This window comes from Candidatus Desulfovibrio trichonymphae, from assembly GCF_002355955.1.
Classification (GTDB): Bacteria; Desulfobacterota; Desulfovibrionia; order Desulfovibrionales; family Desulfovibrionaceae; genus Desulfovibrio; species Desulfovibrio trichonymphae.
This window is the reverse complement of sequence record NZ_AP017368.1, coordinates 572774-591131: the sequence shown is the minus strand read 5'-3', so window position 1 is coordinate 591131 and position 18358 is coordinate 572774. Positions and strand designations below refer to the sequence as shown.

Genomic DNA, 18358 nt, shown 5'->3' with positions numbered 1-18358 from the left:
CCGGATTTTTGTCTTCCTGATTCTTGAATGAGCGCATACTTGTTTTGCATTGGCATACCTGGCTCTTCAGGCATTTTTTTGGCAAGTCAGCCAAGCATGAGCCCCAATCTTTTTTAAAAAAGACCCTCATGAAGATGCGGCGCACAGATACCCGGTGCAGCTGTCCGGCGGCATGGCCCAACGCGTGGCGTTGGCGCGCTCTTTGGCGCGACGGGCGGAGCTGTTTTTACTGGATGAACCCTTTTCGTCCCTAGACGGCATTACGCGCGGAACAATGCAGAAGCATCTCTTGAGCATTACGCGCAAATACAGAAGCTCCGCCCTGGTTGTGACCCATGATATGGATGAAGGGATCATGCTGGCGGATCGGCTGATCCTGGCGGAAACAGGGACGGCGCAGTCTGTACGCATCGGCTATCTGCCCATCACGGACAGTTCTCCGCTGCTCATTGCCCATGCCAACAAATTGTTTGAAGCGGAAGGGCTATCTGTTGAAAAACCCCGCATGTTCCGTTCCTGGTCGCAGGTGGTAGAGGCTTTTATGGCCGGGCAGGTCAATCTTGTGCACCTGCTGTCGCCTATTACCGTGTGGGCGCGATTCGGCTCAAAATTTCCGGCCCGCGTCAACCGCCTGGAACCACATGGCCGGATCCGGCCTGAGCGTAGCCCACAAAATTGCTTCCGTAAACGATCTGGGCGGCAAAAAAGTGGCCATACCATTCTGGTATTCCATCCATAATGTGGTACTGGAAAAAATATTACGGAGGGCAAACCTGCGCATCGTGACCACACCCAAAGCTGTTCTGGATGCAGACGAGGTCGCCCTGGTGGTCATGGCGCCGGCGGATATGGGGCATGGGCGCAAAAATCCATTGCCGGCTTCATTGTGGCTGAGCCGTTCAATGCTGCGGCGGAACTTAAAAACATCGGCAAAATCCTGCGTTTTACCAGCGATGTCTGGAATAACCACGCCTGTTGCGTCATCTTTCAGCATCAGAAGGATCTGGACGAACGTCCTGAATGGTCCCAAAAGGTAGTGAACGCCATTGTCAATGCCCAGCTCTGGATGCGTACGCACCGCGCAGAATTCGCAATGCTTTTGGCCGATGACGGGGTCGGCAGATACACGCCTTTCCCCATGCCGGTTTTGGAACGCGTCCTGACACCGAACTCTGACCTGGAATCGCAATACTTCGCAACCAGAGCCAATATACACAAGAACTGGAACCACGAGCGCATCGACTTTCAGCCCTATCCTTTTCCCTCATATATACACAGGCGCTTGTCGAGGCGCTGCGGGAAACAGTTGTGGAAGGGGAGAACGCCTTCCTGCAGACACTGGATCCCGTCTTCGCCGTCAAGGATCTGGTGGATGAGCGCTTTGTGCGCAAGGCCGTTGACAACGCGGGCGGCTTACAGGCCTTTGGCGTGACCGGCGGCTGGGATAGAACGGAACTCATTGAGGCATGAACCTGCCCGGAAAAAGATCCGGGTATCGACGTATCCTGTATGCCTTGCTGCCTCTGGCCGGCCCGATCTGCTTCGTGTGCATCCATTGGTGGGCCGTAACGCATTTATTGGCAGACGGCACACCCATTGCCGCGTATTTTGTCCCGGAAAAGACTTGGCAGGCGGCCTTGCGTCTGCTGGGCATGCCCCATTTTTTGTTCCGGCGGCACTCAGGCAAGCGGCAACGCGCCGCTTTTGATAAATGCGTCTGTCAGTCCGAACACGATCTCGTTGCCGCAAAAATTACCGGCGGCGATGGCGGCCCGGTATGCGGGCAGATGGCCTTCAAACTTTTTGAGCATGTCCGGCGTGAGGGTGCGTATGTCCGCCTGCATGCCGTAGTTCAGGCGCTCCACATACAGGGCATTGAGGCGCTGTTCCACCATGGCGCCGATCGGCAGGGCAAGTATGGGCTTGCCGAGGTGAAGCGCCTCGCTCATCAGGGTGTGGCTGCCGCCCTGGATAACATAGGCGCAGCCTGCAAGCAGACGTAAAAAAACTTCTTCGTTTTTTTTCATAAAAACGACATTGCCTTCACGGCCTTCCGCGCGGCGGTAGCCGTAAACATAGCACAGGCGGTCCGTCGCGCGGCGCAAAAAATCAATCAGGTTGCTGTGGATGGAATTGCTTTGGTAGACCAGTATGTGGCCTTCGTCACCTGAGGACAGGGCCAGCACGCTGTCGCGCAGAATGGGCGGTGCCACGCGCGCCTTGCAGCGTGGCAACACCGGCGGAGCGTAAAAAGAAACAATCAGATTGTCGCTTGTAGGCCTGAAGAGCCAGCGCGGCGTTATGCCTTGCAGCAATGCGTCCGCCCACATGCCGGGCGGCAGGCAGTGGCGGCAGCAGGTAATGACGTGCTGGTGATCGAGCGTGAGACAGGGCAGGCCCGCCCGCTCTGCCGCGCGCGGCACAAAATACTCCAGGTCTGTCATGCAGACGTCAGGCTTGAATTCGTCAATAATGCTCAACGCCTGGCGTATATAGCCCTGCTGTTTCAGTAGCAGGGGCGTAGCGCGGGCAATGGTGGCGCTGAAGTCCACTTTGTAATTGTGAAATACCGTGCCTAAATTGGGCAGACGGCGTACGGGAAATTCCCGCTCCAGCACCTTTGTCGCGTCATCTGACGCGACAAAAAGAAAATTGTGCTGTGACAGGCGGCGGGCAATGGTCAAACCACGCATGGCGTGTCCATGCCCCGTGCCGTGAATGCCGTAAAGTACGTGCGCCATAATCCCCCACAGAAAAAGTAGCATTGCGGCGCAAGGCCGGCAACACAGTCTTTTCGGCACAGCGGCTCTTGCAAAATACGCGTTCTTCAACACGATCGAAGCGGATGCGACAGGGCCACAGCAAGGATCGGCCAAATTATAACATGACAGGAGGCATTGTAGTGTATCAGCGGATTACATCATGGCACCGAGAAAATTTCCTGAAAAGATGCCGGATACATGGACAATATTCGATACCGTCGGTTTAAAAATCCTTGACTCGGATGGCGTCCACACATGCCCTGAGGAAGCCGGGCGCCTAGTCCAAAAAACATCATGCGCCACGGCGTTTATTTTATGGCCTTATCTATGTGTACACGCACACGGGTATGACGTTTGCGAACATATTTTTCAAAACGCACAACGCCCGCTGTTTTGGCAAAGAGAGTATAATCCCTGCCCATGCCCACGTTGACACCTGGGTAAACTGTTGTACCCAGCTGGCGCACAATGATTCCGCCCGCCGATACGCGCTGCCCGCTGTAACGTTTTACGCCGCGCCGCTGGCCCGCGCTGTCGCGACCGTTACGCGAGGATCCCCCTGCTTTTTTATGAGCCATATCGCCTCCTTGCACCGCATGACGGTGTCAGCCGTTAATGCCTGTAATACGAATGGTTGTGTAGTCCTGACGATGCCCGCGCAGCTTGCGCGAGTCGTTGCGCCTCCAGCGCTTGAACACCTTGATTTTCGGAGCGCGCCCGTGTTCTGTCACCTCCGCCGTCACAGAAGCGCCGGCAAGACAGGGATATCCCACCTTGCATTTGCCGCCGCCGATCATCAACACCCTGTCAAGGGAAATTGCGCTTCCGGCTTCCGCTGCGAGTTTTGCAACAGCGAGCTTTGAGCCTTCCTCGACACGGAACTGCTTGCCGCCGGTTTCTATAATCGCATACATAGTCAACCTCCAAAAAAAGAAAAAATTATTTGCACCATCAGCGGTAAAATGTCAAGCCCGCAATACGCGTATCCTCCCGCTTGCTTTTGCCGCATTTTTTTTACAATCTGCAGAATATGACACAGCCATCTACAACCGTAACCATAGTCGGCGGCGGGCTTGCCGGATGTGAATGCGCCCTTGTGCTGGCCCGCACCGGTGTTGACGTAACCCTTTTTGAGCAGAAGCCGGGGCTGCGTTCGCCCGCGCACGTAAGTGACTATCTGGCCGAGCTGGTTTGCTCCAATTCCCTGCGGTCTGACGAACGCACGTCCGGCGTTGGCCTCCTGAAAGCGGAAATGCGCGCATTGGGCAGCGAATTCATGAAAACGGCGGACAACTGCCGTGTGCCGGCGGGCAAGGCTCTGGCCGTGGATCGTGAAGCTTTTGCTGCGGCCATGAACGCGCGCGTGAAGAATGATTCGCATATCCGCCTGCAGGAACGTTGTATTGCTTCTCTTGATGACCCCATGTTGGCCGGAGCTGAATGCGTGGTTATCGCGGCCGGGCCGCTCGCCTCCGGGGAGCTTTGCGTCTCGCTGGCAGAGGCGGCGGGGGCTGAACACTGTTATTTTTACGACGCTGTCGCGCCCATTGTCTGGACGCATTCCCTGAATAGCAGCATTGTCTTCCGGGCATCGCGCTACGGCGTGGAAAACGGCGGGCCGAACGGCGAAGGCGACTATCTGAACTGCCCCATGACCAGGGAGGAATACGAGCGTTTTTATGAAGCCTTACGTACAGCCCTCAGGGTTGAAAGGCACAACTTTGAACAAATGCTGTATTTTGAGGGCTGCATGCCTGTGGAGACCCTTGCCGACAGAGGCCCCCGCACCCTGACATTCGGGCCGCTCAAGCCTGTTGGTTTTGTGGATCCGCGTAGCGGGCGCCGTCCGTGGGCAGTATTGCAGCTTCGCGCGGAAAACGTCAATGCCGAAACCTGTAATCTGGTTGGCTGCCAGACGCGGCTGGCCCAGAGCGAGCAGGAGAGGGTCTTCCGCCTTGTGCCGGGCATGGCGCATGCGGAATTCGCCCGTTTCGGCAGCACGCACCGCAATACTTACGTCAACGCCCCCGAGGTGCTTGCTCCTGACTGTTCCATGAAAAAACGGCCGCATGTTTTTTTGGCCGGGCAAATTGCCGGCGTGGAAGGCTATGTTGAATCCGCAGCTTCAGGCCTCTGGCTGGGGCTTGTGCTCGCTGCGCGGCAACGCGGCCTTGCACTGACACCGCCGCCGCCCGAAAGCGCCTTCGGCGCGCTGCTTAGGCATCTGCAACGGCCTGTAAAATATTTCCAACCTTCCAACGCGCACTTTGGTCTTATGCCGGAACTTGGCAAAAAAGCTCATAAAAAAGACCGCAAGGCTCTGTATGCCGCCCGCGCTGAAGCGGCTTTTACGCAATGGCTTGCCTCCTCGCGAACGACCCTGCGTTTTTAAGGCTCTTCCACTTTGATATTTATGATAATACAGTGTATGCCGCGCCGTATAGCCATATCGTACAAAGTGAAGCCTTCATTTGCCTTCAACACGCACTCAAAAACGTTAATGCCTTCGTTGTTTATGCGGTCCGTGGCCGCAAAGAATTAAACCGTCATGTTCTGTTTCTGAACAAGTTTGATTGCACAAACAGACTGTCTGCAAAATTTATCTTGCAGTGGGTGCATTTTTGACGAAAATTATCAGGGTGAGAAGAGCATGGAACGCACCTTGCCCGACACTCACTCTGCTCCGGCGCGGGCATGCATGCAGAAAATTTTTATGGCAAATATCGGCAGCGTAAAACACCTTGCCCGTGCGGCGCGGTTCTGCCTTGTTACAATGCTGTGCGCCGTCGTGCTGACAGGCTGCGGGGGGCGCGGATCCTGGCGCAAAGGGAGAGTGCCCGGCAGCAAGCCGTACACCGTTCGCGGCAAAACCTACCATCCGCTCAAATCAGCCCACGGTTTTGTGGAAGAAGGCACAGCTTCCTGGTATGGGCCGGGTTTTCACGGCAAAACAACTGCAAGCGGCGAACGTTACAATCAATATGCGATGACGGCGGCGCATAAAATCCTGCCCCTCGGCACAAAAGTGCGCGTCACCAACCTCGCCAACAGACGCGCTGTTCTTGTTGAAATAAATGATCGCGGTCCTTTTGTGGAGGATCGCGTCATTGACCTTTCGCGCACGGCCGCAACACGTCTGGAGATGATGGGTAAGGGCACAGCGCGTGTGCGCGTGCAAAGTCTGGACGTCATTGCGCAGTTGCGGGAAGACGGCGCCATGAAGGGAGAATTTTATGTGCAGGTGGGAGCCTTTGCCGACAAGGAAAATGCCTGGAAGCTGATCAGCATATTGATGCAGTCAGGGCACAAGGGGCGTCTTCAGTTCGGCAGCAACAACCTGTGGAATGTGCAGGTAGGCCCGTGGCAAAATTCCGCCAGCGCGCAACAGATGCTTGGGGCATTCAGGACACTTTATCCCCACGCCTTTGTTGTCGGCGGGGAGTAGAGTTGTTTAACTTGTGAGATTGCACATGACCAGTTGAACCAGCCCCCGGCGTCTTCCGACGTAATTATCTTCATAACAGCCCGGCGGAGGAAGACAAGTCTTTATTGCTTTTTGCCTTGATTCCACGCAACAGTTGCCTGACCTTCATGAGGTATTCAAAGTTTTTTGCCGTGTTGTGGCGAAATGAATTCGCCTTGCGGCAATCTCGCGGGTTGTCACTTGCCTTGAAGGGCGTTCCGCGCTATTATTGTAAACGCAGGTCAGGTTTTTGTCATTGCGTTGACGAGATGACATTTTTTAGAGGGCGCATATGCTGAGACACGTATTGACGATCAGGAAGCTTGGCAGGGAGGCGCGCTGGCTTCTGGCGCAGCAGACCATAGGCATGCGCAGCGCGAAGGAACGCTCCGATTTCATGCTCGGCCGCACCGTGGTGCACGCCATCACGGTGGAGCAGAGCATCTTCGCGGCGAGTCCGGCCTCGCTGCTGACACGTCAGGCGGACTATCGCCATCGCCTACGCGTGCACAAATGAACGTGCGATTTAGCCGATGTGAAATGAACTGGTTGCACATCAGCTGTTTTGTTCTGTTTGCCGCGGTTCTTGTCGGCTGCGCCGCTGCGCAACGGCGGGGCATAAGCGGTTCCGCTTATGTTTCAACGGCAAGGCCGGCTGTTTCCTTTCAAGCAAAAAATATGCCTGTGCTTGCCAGGGCGGAGGGCACGGCCCGTCCGATGGCCGGCAACATGGTGAGCGGGCTGCCGACGCGCGTGTGGCTTGTGGCGTACGGTGACGGCAATGCCCGAAGCCCTGTGGCGCTTGCGGCGCATGCCGAGGTGCCGTACGGCTGGTACTGGGACGGCATTATGCGCCGGCCATTCAGCGTGAATGAAGGTGTCGAGATTGTGAACAATATGGAATTTCAGGCCTGTACCTATATTGTAGACGGCGCCCGCGACCCCTTCACACAGCTTGTCGCAGGCGTGGAGCAAGGCGCGCCCGCCCGGTGGATAATCCGCGGCTTTGCGGCCAGGACAAACTTTTATACAGATAAAATAATTTTGGAATACCGTGAGCCGCTTCCGGAAGGCATTGTCTCGCTTTCCACCATGCCGATGGGCTTGGGAGATTTTGTCAGGGGCTTTGAACAGCGGGCCAGAGAGAGTTTTATTGAAGGCCCCGCTCCCTCTGAAGTGACGCCGGAGCGGCTTGGTTATTCCCGTGATATACAGTGGCGATATATGAATGAAAAATTTCTTGGAACAGCGTCAAAGTATGAAAATTTTACTCGACGTTAATTTTTTGCATAAAAAAACACTTGCCGCTGTAATAATGGTTCCATAATATCATAATATATTGACGCGTGAAAGCGCATTGTATAACATGCGCCCATCTTAATCCGGTGAGGGCATTTTTTGCGATACAGAATGAGCACAGCAAGTGTCTGTGTTGTATATTCAGACTGTCACAGAAGAGGTCAATGATGGACGATTATCTGAAAGAGGCTTTGGAAATTACACGGGCGCAGGCTGGTGTTCGCGTGATGACAGAAGAGGAAATCACAACTTTTATTCAAAAGGTGGCGGGCGGCATCCGCGCTGTTATGGACGGCAACGCCCCTGTGGAGATGGACAGCACGGAATTGCTTGTTGAAGCCCGCAAGTCCGTCAAAGAGCAATCCATTGTGTGTCTTGAATGCGGAAAGGTTTTCAAAATTCTGACAAAGCGCCATCTGGCGAACCATAGCATGGATTCTGTCGAATACAGGGTGAAATGGGGCTTCAAAAAGAATTTTCCCTTGGTATGCAAGGCACTGCAGCGGGAACGCCGCAGGAAGATGAAAGACATGAAACTGTGGGAAAAGCGTCGTAAAATCAGAAAAAAATAGAGCTCCGTCAAATTCGGCGTGCGGCGGATTCAACATTGCCTGCGGGCGCGGGGTTCCTGCTCCGGGCAACAGAAGGGGCAGATCATGAATACGTCTTTGACGCGCGAGCAGGCGCTGGAACTCTCGACCCTGCCTCTGCCGCAACTGACGGCTGGCGCCGGGCGGCTGCGGGAAGCGGCGTTCGGCCGCAAGGTGGATTTGTGCGCGATCATCAATGCCCGTAGCGGCAATTGCGCCATGGACTGCCGCTTTTGCTCCCAAAGCCGGCACAACAGCACGCCCATTGAGGTCTTTGATTTTTTGCCTGATGATGTTTTGCGCGCCCGTATTCTGACCCTGGCGGCACTACCGGTCGGGCATATAGGCATTGTGACCAGCGGTGCTGCGCTCGGTGGGGAGGAATTTACGCGCCTGTGCGCGTTACTGGCCGCCTTGCCTGAGGACGTGCGGCGGCGTGTCTGCGTCTCGCTCGGCAGACTTGCGGACAGGCAGTTTGACGATCTGGTCCGCGCCGGCGTGCGGCGGTATCATCACAATCTTGAAACGGCGAAAAGCCTGTACCCAAGCATTTGCACCACGCAGACTTGGGCGCAACGCCGCGACACCGTGCTGCGGGCCACACGCGCTGGCCTTCAGGCATGCACCGGCGGGCTGTTCGGTATGGGCGAAACATGGCGGGAGCGCATTGATTTTGCCTTCAGCCTCAAAGAGCTGGGCGTGTGCCATATTCCCCTGAATTTTCTGCACCCCCACCCGCAAACGCCGCTGGCAGGGCAAGAGCCGCTGGCTGCTGACGAAGCTCTGCGTATCATTGCCGTGTTCCGCCATATTCTGCCCGAAGCAACTCTGCGCGTCTGCGGCGGCCGCCCCCTGATTCTCGGCGGCCGACAGCACGAGATATTTGCCGCCGGCGCCAACGCCATGCTGACGGGCGGTTATCTTACTACGAAGCAGGGACAGGGCGTAGACGAGGACATGGACATGCTGTCGGCGCAGGGGCTGGAGGCCGCTGGCGCCGGCGGTGCGCGTCTTGAATCCTCTGCGCCGAGTGAGGAAATACGGCGGCTGGACAAGGGAACGCACGGCGGATCTCCTGCTGCTGGAGGGTCGTGGGCGGACTGCGTACGCCCATGAACAGCTAAGGATGACTCTGGAAGCCGCCAGTATGCCGCGATCTGCGGGCGTAGCGGACGTGCGCATGAGCCGTGTGGCTGCAGCGTCGACCGTCTCCGCACGTCCATAAGCTTTCAAACAGATAAAAACGGTTCTTTCCGCAGCCTCCTCTGAAACTTTTTTCTAGCCAGCTGAAATGCATAATTCTTCCAGTTCTTTGACAAGTCAGCACGGCGTGACCCCCCTGTTCGCCAGCGCTGTGAGGCAACGCTCGGTCAGGTCGGCCGCGAGGTTTTCCGCAAGGGCAATTTCTTCCTGCGTGATATGCTCGTAATGTATGCCCGCGCTCACGCAGACGGCGCAGCCGAGTGCTGTCGCCATGCGCCGCGCCGCGTGCGCGGCCAAGTTGTCTTCTCTGTGACCGGGCAGGCGGATGGCCTGCTCCCGCGGTCGCGTGCCGTCTGCGGTGGGGAATGCCAACGCAACGGCGCCCAGATGGGCGCGGCCGCCGCTGATAACCACCTGCGCGTCCGGCCCCATGCGCAACAGGTGCAGAGTTATCGCTATTCTTCCGCATTTCGCGGTAAAACGCCGCATCATGTTCCCCCGAAGGTCATAATTATGGGCAAGTGGAAACGAATGAACAGATCTGTCAAAGAAGCCACTGTCGGCCGTTGCCATTGTACAAAAAGCATGAAGAACTCAAAAGGCATTTGCACGCGTTCTTATGGGTTATAATCTTGCCAACGGCTGCAAACACCCCAAAAGATTTCATCAGATTCACTTTGGGGCTAAGCACATTAGATATGAAATGAGACGGATTGCCGCGCCGTTGTTTTTAGAGTTGTTCACGCTGACAATTGAGGGCCATACGTGTAAAATTGTGAGCCCAGCAGGGCACGGACGGCGCAAAAATATGCGTGTATGCGGCAAAGACATTGTTATGCGCAAGGCCGTCATGAAACGTGCCCCCGATTGCCCCCATGCCCGTTCCCTGCTCAAGTAAAAAAACGCATGAAGGAGCTTCTCCCGTCCATTCACAGCGGGAATAATGAAATTCGTGCCCGCGCAACGCAAGCCCCACAGGAAACCAAGGATTTTCCCGCACCACTCTGGCGCTCACATAACCAAGCCCTTGCGGTTTTTCGCAAAAACGGGCTGTCACAGGAAAAACGCCGCTCATCTTCCACAAGCGGCCATCCCGCTCAATGCCGCGCGCCAGCAGCATAAAACCGCCACATTCCGCATAGACGGGCACGCCACTTTGCGCAAGCGCAACGAGCATTGACAGATGAGGCGAAACGCTCAGTTCGGCGGCCATGTCTTCCGGAAAGCCGCCGCCCAGATACAGACCGTCCAGTCGCGGCCACGCCGCGCCGTCAAGCAATGAAAGGCGCGTCAATTCTGCGCCTGACAGGGAGAGGGCATCCAAATTTTCCTGATAATAAAACCACAGTGCCTCATCGTGCACATAGCCTATACGCGGTTTGCAGAGCGGCGTCCGCCTTGTCGCCAGCTTGTCTCCGTCATCTCCAGAAGTGACGCTCAGGCAGCGCGCTGCATCTTCCCGCCAAAAGGGCATTTCTTCCCTCAACGCCGGCGCACAGTGAGCCGCGGCAAGCACAGCGGCAACATCCACATGCTCGCGCACAAAAGACGCCAGCACGGCAAGCGCGTTTTCCGCCGTTGCGGACAGGCGCTCGCCAAAGCTGGCTATGCCCATGCGCCGTTCAGGCAGAGGATTTTCAGAAAGACGCGGCAAAGCGCCCAGCACGGGCATATCCGTATAATATTCTAGCGCCCGGCGCAGAACGGTTTCATGCCGGGCAGAACCCACATGGCTGATCACAAGGCCGCAGAACGTGAGCCCAGGCTCAAAATTACACACGCCCTGGACGAGGGCCGCTGCCGTGCGGGTCATCTTGGTGCAGTTAAGGCTGAGCAGTATGGGACAATTAAGAGCGCGGGCCAGAGCCGCCGTAGAACAGGAGCCTGCCGTGTCCAGACCGTCATACAGCCCCCTGTTGCCTTCCACAAGCCCAAGCACTGTTTTTCCGGATTTTTCGACGGCTTTTGCCTGTGTGACGGCGTGAACAAAAAGATCGCGCAGACGCGCGGGCGACAGAAAATAAGGATCCAAATTGGTCACCGGTTGCCCTGCCGCCAGTGCAAGCCAAGCCGCGTCAATATAATCCGGCCCTTTCTTGAAGGGTTTGACTGTCTGGCCAATCTGCGTCAACGCACGCGCCAGCCCCAGAGAAAATAGAGTTTTGCCGCCGCCGCCGGAAAGCGCGGAGACGCACACCCGCGCTGTGACCGCGGGTGTGTTCACGCCGGAAAGACCACAATCTGTCAACATAACGCCGACTAATGTCTGAACGAGCGCTGACCTGTAAACAGCATCGCCACCTGTGGCTTTGCCTCATTGCAAGCCATAATCACTTCCGCGTCGCGCAGCGAGCCGCCCGGCTGGGCAATGGCCGAAACTCCTTCGCATACAGCCACATCTACCCCGTCACGGAAGGGGAAAAAGCCGTCGGAAATCAGAGCTGAACCGGCAAGACCAGCGCGGGATCCACGCGTGCGGCGCTCAATATCCGCCAGTTTTTCCTGCATAGCCGGATCCTCGGCAGCCCTTTGTTTGAGTTCGTAGAGAGAAAGCCCAAGTTCTCTGAACGCCAGCGCATCGGCATATTTTGTATACGCCTTGTGGATAGCCAGTTCCACGCAGCCTACACGATCCTGTTCACCGGTGCCGATGGCCAGCGTGGCCCCGTTGCGGACAAAAATAACGGAATTGGACGTGACACCCGCCTCCACGGCCCAGGCAAAACGCAAATCGTCCAGCTCCATTTTTGCGGGGCGGCGCGCCGTAACGGCAAGGCCTTCCCGCGTGGTCGCCTTGGCGGGCAAAAAGTCCTCAGCGGCGCGAATGCGGCTGACAAAAGATTTCTGCAAAATAATGCCGCCGTCAGAGAGACTTTTGACATCCAGAAACGCAGAACGCGTCAGTTCCTCAAGACGCGCAAGACCGGGAAGCTCCATAATGCGCAGATTTTTACGGCTTTTCAGAATCTGTACCACGCCTTCTTCAAAGGCAGGCGCGGCCACCACTTCAAAATACGCTGAAGCTACAATTTCCGCCGCCTCACGGCTGAACGGCCGGTTCACGACTACCGCGCCTCCGAAAGCGGCAATGCGGTCGCACATGACGGCACGCGTGAGCGCACACGCCACGCCCTTCTCAGTCCAGGCGGCGCCGCAGGGATTGTTGTGCTTCAAAACAAGCGCGGCCGGGCGTTCTGCAAGATACTGGAGTATGTTGACGCCGTTGTCCACATCCGTGAGGTTTATCTTTCCCGGATGCTTGCCCGCCTGAATTATCTGCGCTTCGGTAAGCACAGAGACAATGCCGTGTTCAGGCCCGCGCCAGGCAAGCCCGCCGCAGGTGATCGCACCATCCCGCAGGGCATAGAGCGCGGCCGGCTGATCGGGATTTTCGCCGTAACGGAGGCCTTTTTCTTCGTTATCAATCGTCCAGACGCGCTTTTTATAAACAAGTTTTTCTTCCCCGAGCAAAATGGTCATTGTCTCGGGAAAAGCATCTTTATGAACAGTGCTGTAGATGGCCTTCATATCCGACATGCCGCCTCCGGTGTGGTTTCCGGCGTTATTAACACAAAATGCCGTGCAGGCCAAACAAAGAAAAGACAATAATTAATAATTGTTATATATAACCATTTTGGTATATTGTTATTTCGCTAAAAAAGGTGAAGGCGCTGCAGTAGGCTTGCGGGGAAATCAACTTTTCGCTATTGTGCCGATCTATAATTTAACCAGTCAACCCGCAGTGCAAACCAGGAGCCTGTGTATGTCTACTGAATCCGGCATTGGCGCGAGAATACGCTCTTTCAGGCAGGAACGCGGCATCGGTTTGTCTGATCTGGCAGACAACACGGGGCTTAGCGTTGAATTTCTTGACAAGCTGGAAAACGGCGAAATTTACCCGAGTCTTGGTCCGCTGCAAAAAGTGGCCCGTACCCTCGGTGTGCGTCTGGGCACATTTATGGACGATCAGGAAACGCGCGATCCCGCCATCTCCAGAATCGGCGAGGGGAAGGAAGCCAACGCTCTTCATACCGGCCATGCGGCGCGCCCGACGTATGTGCACCGCTCCCTCGGCCAGGGCAAGAGCGACCGCAACATGGATCCTTTTTTCATCACAATGCTCCCCAATGCAGGCGAAGAATACAAGCTCATTTCCCATCAGGGCGAAGAGTTCATGCTGGTGCTTGAGGGCGAAATGCTTGTGATTTACGGGCGTGAAAAGCATATACTCAGGGCCGGCGAAACCATTTATTACAATTCCATAGTACCGCACTACGCGGGCGCGGCGAGCAATGAACCGGCGCAGATTCTGGCAGTCATCTACAGTTCCTGAACACAGAAAACGGCATGGACAAAAAAGTACGCGAACGTCAGGCGCAGTTTGAGCTGCGCGAATGGACTGTGGGGCAGATTCTCGACCATACGGTGGAGCGCTTCCCCGATGTGGAAGCAGTGGTTTACGCTGACCGCAACTACCGAAAAACCTGGCGGGAATTTGCCGCCATAGTGGATCAGTTTGCCAAAGGGCTGATGGCTCTTGGCGTGGAAAAAGGCGAAAAAGTGGCTGTATGGGCCACAAACGTGCCCTACTGGGTGACGCTGCAATTTGCCACTGCCAAGATAGGGGCCATTCTGCTGACGGTCAACACCAACTACCGTGAACACGAGCTGCGCTATTTGCTGCATCACTCCGAATGCGAAAATATCTTTATTATCGACGGACTGCGCGACCACGATTTTTTGGCCACACTCTATGATATTGTCCCGGAACTGCGCACGCGGCCGCGCGCAGATATACGCTGCGTAGCGCTGCCGCATCTGAAACGGGTGTGCTTTCTGGGGGCTGAAAAACACCGTGGCATGTATTCCGTGCCGGAAATCCTGGCCATGTCTGTGATGACCGACGATGAGGACTATAAAGCCCGCCAGGCCTCCCTTGACCCGTGGGAAGTGATCAATATGCAATACACATCAGGCACCACAGGCTTTCCTCGCGGCGTCATGCTGACGCATGTCGGCGTGGGTCTGAACGGTTACTGGATAGGCCGGCATCAGGGTTTTACAGAAAAAGACCGCCTGTGCCTCACTGTACCGCTTTTTCACTGTTACGGCTGTGTGCTGGGCGTTATGGCATGCGTCAACCACGGCACAACCATGGTCATTCTGGAAACATTCAATCCCCTGAAAGCCCTGATCGCTGTGGACAGCGAACGCTGCACCGCGCTTTACGGTGTGCCCACCATGTTTCTGGCCGAGCTTGAACACAAGCTTTTCAAACGCTTTGACGTTTCAAGTCTGCGCACCGGCATCATGTCCGGTTCCGTCTGCCCTGAGCCGCTCATGCGCCGTGTTGTGGAAGACATGTACATGAAAGAAATCACCATCTGTTACGGACTGACAGAAGGCTCGCCGGTGATGACGCAGTCGGACATCAGTGATCCCCTCACATTGCGGTGCGAAACTGTGGGTTGCGCCATGCCCGGCATTGAAGTGCGCATAGGCGACCCGGACACATGTGAGGAACTGCCCCGTGGCGAAGTGGGTGAAATTCTCTGCCGGGGCTACAATGTCATGAAAGGCTATCATAAAATGCCCGAAGACACGGCCAAGACCATCAGCCCGGAAGGCTGGCTGCATTCCGGAGATCTGGGCGTTATGGACAAGCACGGCTATGTGCGTGTGACCGGACGCATCAAGGACATGATCATCCGCGGCGGAGAAAACGTCTATCCGCGCGAGGTGGAAGAATTTCTGTTGCAGATGGAAGGCGTGCTGGACGTACAGGTAGTGGCCGTACCGAGCCGCAGGTACGGTGAAGAAGTCGGGGCATTTGTCATCCCCCGTACAGGAGCGGATGTGCTGCCCGAAGATGTGCGCGATTTTTGCCGCGGCAAAATATCCTGGTTTAAAATTCCTAAATATATCACAATAATAGAAAGATTTCCGCTCACAGCCAGCGGCAAAATTCAAAAATACAAATTGCGGGAACTGGCTGCGGAACACTGGCCGGAGGCTTTGCAGTGACAACCGATCAGTTTTCTTTTGAAAAAAAACGCGGCGACGCCCTGACAGACGCTCCCGCTTCACGCGAAAACTGTGCCGGCGCCTGTCCGCTCGCTAAAATTCCGGGCGATGTCTGGCGGCATCTTTTTCGGCGGCCATTTCGCAGGCGGTATCCCGTCATCTTCTGGACGACGGCTGTTGTGACGGCGCTTGCCGCAGGACTCCTGTTCAGCCTCAATGACGACGGCGGTGATCTGCTCAATAGCGGGGAGCGCCTTGCCCTTGTCACGGTATGCGGGCCGATCATGGACGTCAGCGACGAATTGCAATGGATACACGATATTGAATGCCGCCTGAACATCGGAGGCGTACTTGTGCGGGTGGATTCACCCGGCGGCGGGGCGGCGACCTCACAAGAGGTCTACTCCGCTCTAGCCGAGCTCGCCGAAAGCAGGCCAGTGGCTGTAAGCATGGGCGCCGTTGCCGCGTCTGGCGGTCTTATGATCAGCATGGCCGGGAATAGGGTGTTGCCAGTCCGTCCACAGTCACAGGCTCCATCGGCGTGCGCATGGACATACCGCAGTTGCAGGGCATGTTTGATAAAATCGGCATAGGGCAGCAAACGCTTGTCACCATGCCCTACAAAAACGCCGGCTCCTATCTGCGGGAGCTGACTTCCGAAGAAAAAAGCTATTTTGAGGGCGTGCTTGCAGACATGCACACGCAGTTTACCGATATCGTGGCACAGGGGCGGCACATGCCGCGTGAACAAGTGGCGTAGCTCGCCAAGGGCAAAATCTTTACGGGGCGAGAAGCTAAACAGCTCGGTCTGGTAGGACGAACTGGGCGGGCAGGATTCCGCCCATCGCTGGCTTGCCAGGCAAACAGGCGTGCCCTTTGAACGCAACCTGTTGGCGCGCAAAAAGAAGACCTTCTGGCTGAAGGACAAACTGAAAGCCTGGTTCGGGCTGGACATTGACGGCGCTGCGGCAGGGAACTGGCACACACCGATTTTCCTGTACCACTTTTGAACAAGGCGTGCGCGAACCAAGGCAAACGCATTTAAATTTTTGAGCTGTTTTATCATTGTTGAAATGTCTGACATCACTTGCATGGGCAACCAGCGCCACCGCCGTGAGAGTTCCAATAGCGCTTTCTGCATCAGGCTTTGACAGGCCTCCGTGTTTTCTGATAGTGTATAAGCAATTCCGCCATCTTCCCGACCTATAATTTTTTGTCATATGTGACATTATCCGGGACCATGCTGGAGTTTTGGTATCATATCAAACCATAAAAAAACGGGACAGAGACATGACCGGGCCAAGAAAACGGGACAGCGGATAGCTGAGCGCAGCAACGAAAAACCACTTTCTGTCCCGGTGTCCCGCCTGTCCCGGTGAAAAATAACATATACCTGTATCTAAATTTGTAAGGGGAGAGGGAAGGGGGAAAAATGTTCAACCTGACCAGAAGGGAAGGTGGTACCCCTGCTGGCAGACCCGGGGGCAGCTTGATAAAACAAGGGGAGTATTCATGTGTAAACTAGGCACGATTCTGGCGTCAATGGTTCTGATTGCGGGTATGCTTGGTGGGTGTGCTACAAAAATCTCCTATAATAAAGATATGTCCGGCTTTAAATTCAAGCCGGATGATTGACCTTGCGCAAGCCATGGGGGATGCCTTACAGTTTGAACTCAAAAACCGCAGTTCCTTTTCAGAACAGGGGAACTACATAATAAATGTAAATATTCTAAAATATGAACCTGGAAACGCTTTCAAGCGTTGGCTAATGCCTGGCGCAGGTGAAACAAAACTTGCTGCTAACGCCTTTGTAACGATCTATTGCCTTCGGTGGTGCCTTTACAATAGGCGCATGGGAATATGTTTTTAAAGAAGCAGCAAAGGAAATTGTAAACAACCTGAAAAATGAAAAAACGCGTAAGGCCACAATAAAAAAAGAGGCTGGGAAATAAAACCTGCCAAGAAATTTCCCCCTCCCTGATTTTTGGAATGCACCTGTTAATTTTTTTCGCAGCACAACCCGAAAAACATAGCAAGGGCGAGATACAGATATATGTTATTTTTTAGCGGGACAAGGGGGGGTCGTTGCTGCGCCTATGTTTCCGCTGTCCCGCCATGTGTCCCTGTCATGGTTCTTGTCCCGCTTTTATGTAGTCCTACTCTCCGCTTCATCAGGGATAGATACTGCATAGAGTCTTGGACGCCCCCCAATATCTGCCACTGTTTGAGGCAGCTTGTATTTTATAAGAAGTCCGACCTCCTTAAAAACTTCATCAAGAAAATAAAAAATAGTCCGGCCCTCCCCATTTTCATAGCGGAATCCTGCACGGCCTCGACAGGTCTCGCCCATCACTCCGCCCCGAGTCAAAACCTGAAACCTGCTTGCGCCGTGCTTTTCAATGAAGAGTTGGAACCGCTGCACGATTTGCAAAGTCCTCCATTCGGCCTGAGATATTTCATCGAGACAGAGAAAGGTATCCGAACGCAAGGCCGTTATCAGTTGCTCGCCATGAATAAAGCCATCGTTAATGGTTTTATCCGTTGAACTGGTGCCAAAAAGGTGAAAACCGCCTGATTCTTGCCCCAGTGGCCTCAGAAGCGATCCCACCAATGACGCGCATATTACCAGCATAACCCGGCTGTTACCCTCAGCCCAGGTACCTATCGTCTCTTTCCACCCTTCCAGCGAACCTCCTTGTGTGTAAGGGTTGCGTGAAGGCATCGACTGGAGTATGATTTCAGAGCTCTTCTCCTCAGGAAATACTTGTCCCGGTAGGATGAAGGCAGCATCATGCCAGCCGGTGCGGTCGACTCCCAAAAAACGCCGCACCGGCTGTATGTTCTCAAGATAGCGCAATAAAAGCTCGCGCTCCTTTCTTGCGCTCAGCCCACCCCATTTTTATAAGAGGAGCTCGCCAGGAGCTATCAGTTCCGTCCAAACGTTCGTCAGGCATGACATACCTGGCAAGTTCCCGTCGGGGGCTTCACTGCCCCCTTTATACAAAAATGGGGACAGA

General features: G+C 55.1%; 21 protein-coding genes and 1 pseudogene. 15 read left to right on the top strand and 7 right to left on the bottom strand.

Annotation, left to right across the window (positions count from 1 at the left end):
- Window positions 1-106: 106 nt before the first annotated feature.
- From RSDT_RS07150 to RSDT_RS07365, 3 genes and pseudogenes are all read left to right on the top strand, one after another.
- Window positions 107-739, top strand: a complete 633-nt coding sequence (locus RSDT_RS07150) for an ABC transporter substrate-binding protein (protein ID WP_408606716.1) — start codon at window positions 107-109, stop codon at window positions 737-739.
- An 18-nt stretch (window positions 740-757) separates the two neighbouring features.
- A pseudogene (locus RSDT_RS07850) lies at window positions 758-1081 on the top strand (ABC transporter substrate-binding protein); the annotation flags it as partial.
- A gap of 227 nt (window positions 1082-1308) precedes the next feature.
- Complete coding sequence (locus tag RSDT_RS07365) at window positions 1309-1470, top strand: hypothetical protein (RefSeq protein WP_172414384.1); 162 nt, start codon at window positions 1309-1311, stop codon at window positions 1468-1470.
- A gap of 209 nt (window positions 1471-1679) precedes the next feature.
- On the opposite strand, the gene RSDT_RS02840 is transcribed toward RSDT_RS07365, so the two are convergent.
- The 3 genes from RSDT_RS02840 to rplU form a co-directional block, all read right to left on the bottom strand.
- Entirely contained in the window at window positions 1680-2741 is a 1062-nt protein-coding gene (locus RSDT_RS02840; protein ID WP_096399480.1) for a glycosyltransferase family protein, read from the bottom strand.
- Window positions 2742-3070: 329 nt separating this feature from the next.
- The gene (gene rpmA, locus RSDT_RS02835) at window positions 3071-3340 is read right to left on the bottom strand and encodes a 50S ribosomal protein L27 (protein ID WP_096399479.1); all 270 of its coding nucleotides are present in this window, start codon (window positions 3338-3340) and stop codon (window positions 3071-3073) included.
- 27 nt (window positions 3341-3367) lie between these two features.
- Window positions 3368-3676: a 50S ribosomal protein L21 gene (gene rplU, locus RSDT_RS02830; RefSeq protein ID WP_096399478.1), complete on the bottom strand. Its 309-nt coding sequence runs from the start codon at window positions 3674-3676 to the stop codon at window positions 3368-3370.
- Between the two features lie 116 nt (window positions 3677-3792).
- On the opposite strand from rplU, the gene trmFO reads away from it, so the two are divergent.
- From trmFO to bioB, 6 genes are all read left to right on the top strand, one after another.
- Window positions 3793-5154 carry a methylenetetrahydrofolate--tRNA-(uracil(54)-C(5))-methyltransferase (FADH(2)-oxidizing) TrmFO gene (gene trmFO / locus RSDT_RS02825; protein ID WP_096400447.1) on the top strand — a complete coding sequence of 454 codons (1362 nt, stop codon included), beginning with the start codon at window positions 3793-3795 and terminating at the stop codon, window positions 5152-5154.
- Between the two features lie 321 nt (window positions 5155-5475).
- A complete protein-coding gene (locus tag RSDT_RS02815) occupies window positions 5476-6207 on the top strand; it encodes a septal ring lytic transglycosylase RlpA family protein (RefSeq protein WP_096400445.1) in 732 nt (243 codons plus the stop codon).
- Between the two features lie 310 nt (window positions 6208-6517).
- Window positions 6518-6742 (top strand): hypothetical protein, encoded by a 225-nt coding sequence (locus tag RSDT_RS02810; protein WP_096399476.1) that lies wholly within the window; start codon window positions 6518-6520, stop codon window positions 6740-6742.
- A gap of 23 nt (window positions 6743-6765) precedes the next feature.
- A complete protein-coding gene (locus tag RSDT_RS02805) occupies window positions 6766-7506 on the top strand; it encodes a DUF4851 domain-containing protein (RefSeq protein WP_096400443.1) in 741 nt (246 codons plus the stop codon).
- 185 nt (window positions 7507-7691) lie between these two features.
- The gene (locus RSDT_RS02800; RefSeq protein ID WP_096400441.1) at window positions 7692-8096 is read left to right on the top strand and encodes a MucR family transcriptional regulator; all 405 of its coding nucleotides are present in this window, start codon (window positions 7692-7694) and stop codon (window positions 8094-8096) included.
- Between the two features lie 84 nt (window positions 8097-8180).
- Window positions 8181-9230 (top strand): biotin synthase BioB, encoded by a 1050-nt coding sequence (bioB, locus tag RSDT_RS02795; protein WP_096399475.1) that lies wholly within the window; start codon window positions 8181-8183, stop codon window positions 9228-9230.
- Window positions 9231-9434: 204 nt separating this feature from the next.
- On the opposite strand, the gene lpdD is transcribed toward bioB, so the two are convergent.
- From lpdD to RSDT_RS02780, 3 genes are all read right to left on the bottom strand, one after another.
- Window positions 9435-9809, bottom strand: coding sequence for a prenylated flavin chaperone LpdD (gene lpdD / locus RSDT_RS02790; protein ID WP_231941905.1), 375 nt, complete (start codon window positions 9807-9809; stop codon window positions 9435-9437).
- Between the two features lie 238 nt (window positions 9810-10047).
- A complete protein-coding gene (locus RSDT_RS02785) occupies window positions 10048-11568 on the bottom strand; it encodes a cobyrinate a,c-diamide synthase (protein ID WP_096399474.1) in 1521 nt (506 codons plus the stop codon).
- A gap of 8 nt (window positions 11569-11576) precedes the next feature.
- Window positions 11577-12854: an IMP cyclohydrolase gene (locus tag RSDT_RS02780; RefSeq protein WP_096399473.1), complete on the bottom strand. Its 1278-nt coding sequence runs from the start codon at window positions 12852-12854 to the stop codon at window positions 11577-11579.
- A 226-nt stretch (window positions 12855-13080) separates the two neighbouring features.
- On the opposite strand from RSDT_RS02780, the gene RSDT_RS02775 reads away from it, so the two are divergent.
- The 6 genes from RSDT_RS02775 (at window position 13081) to RSDT_RS07845 (ending at window position 17211) form a co-directional block, all read left to right on the top strand.
- Window positions 13081-13650 (top strand): helix-turn-helix domain-containing protein, encoded by a 570-nt coding sequence (locus RSDT_RS02775; RefSeq protein WP_096399472.1) that lies wholly within the window; start codon window positions 13081-13083, stop codon window positions 13648-13650.
- Between the two features lie 14 nt (window positions 13651-13664).
- A complete protein-coding gene (locus tag RSDT_RS02770; RefSeq protein WP_096399471.1) occupies window positions 13665-15341 on the top strand; it encodes an AMP-binding protein in 1677 nt (558 codons plus the stop codon).
- Window positions 15338-15934 carry a Clp protease/crotonase-like domain-containing protein gene (locus RSDT_RS07360; RefSeq protein WP_231941904.1) on the top strand — a complete coding sequence of 199 codons (597 nt, stop codon included), beginning with the start codon at window positions 15338-15340 and terminating at the stop codon, window positions 15932-15934. Before RSDT_RS02770 ends, RSDT_RS07360 begins: the two co-directional genes overlap by 4 nt.
- Complete coding sequence (locus RSDT_RS07355) at window positions 15889-16101, top strand: S49 family peptidase (RefSeq protein WP_231941903.1); 213 nt, start codon at window positions 15889-15891, stop codon at window positions 16099-16101. The genes RSDT_RS07360 and RSDT_RS07355 overlap by 46 nt, the downstream gene beginning before the upstream one ends.
- Window positions 16102-16210: 109 nt before the next feature.
- Entirely contained in the window at window positions 16211-16351 is a 141-nt protein-coding gene (locus RSDT_RS07350) for a hypothetical protein (protein WP_231941902.1), read from the top strand.
- Window positions 16352-16968: 617 nt separating this feature from the next.
- Entirely contained in the window at window positions 16969-17211 is a 243-nt protein-coding gene (locus RSDT_RS07845; RefSeq protein WP_096399470.1) for a DUF4410 domain-containing protein, read from the top strand.
- Between the two features lie 276 nt (window positions 17212-17487).
- Here RSDT_RS07845 and RSDT_RS02755 read toward each other — a convergent pair whose 3' ends face one another.
- Complete coding sequence (locus RSDT_RS02755; protein ID WP_096399469.1) at window positions 17488-18228, bottom strand: DUF927 domain-containing protein; 741 nt, start codon at window positions 18226-18228, stop codon at window positions 17488-17490.
- Between the last annotated feature and the right edge of the window lie 130 nt (window positions 18229-18358).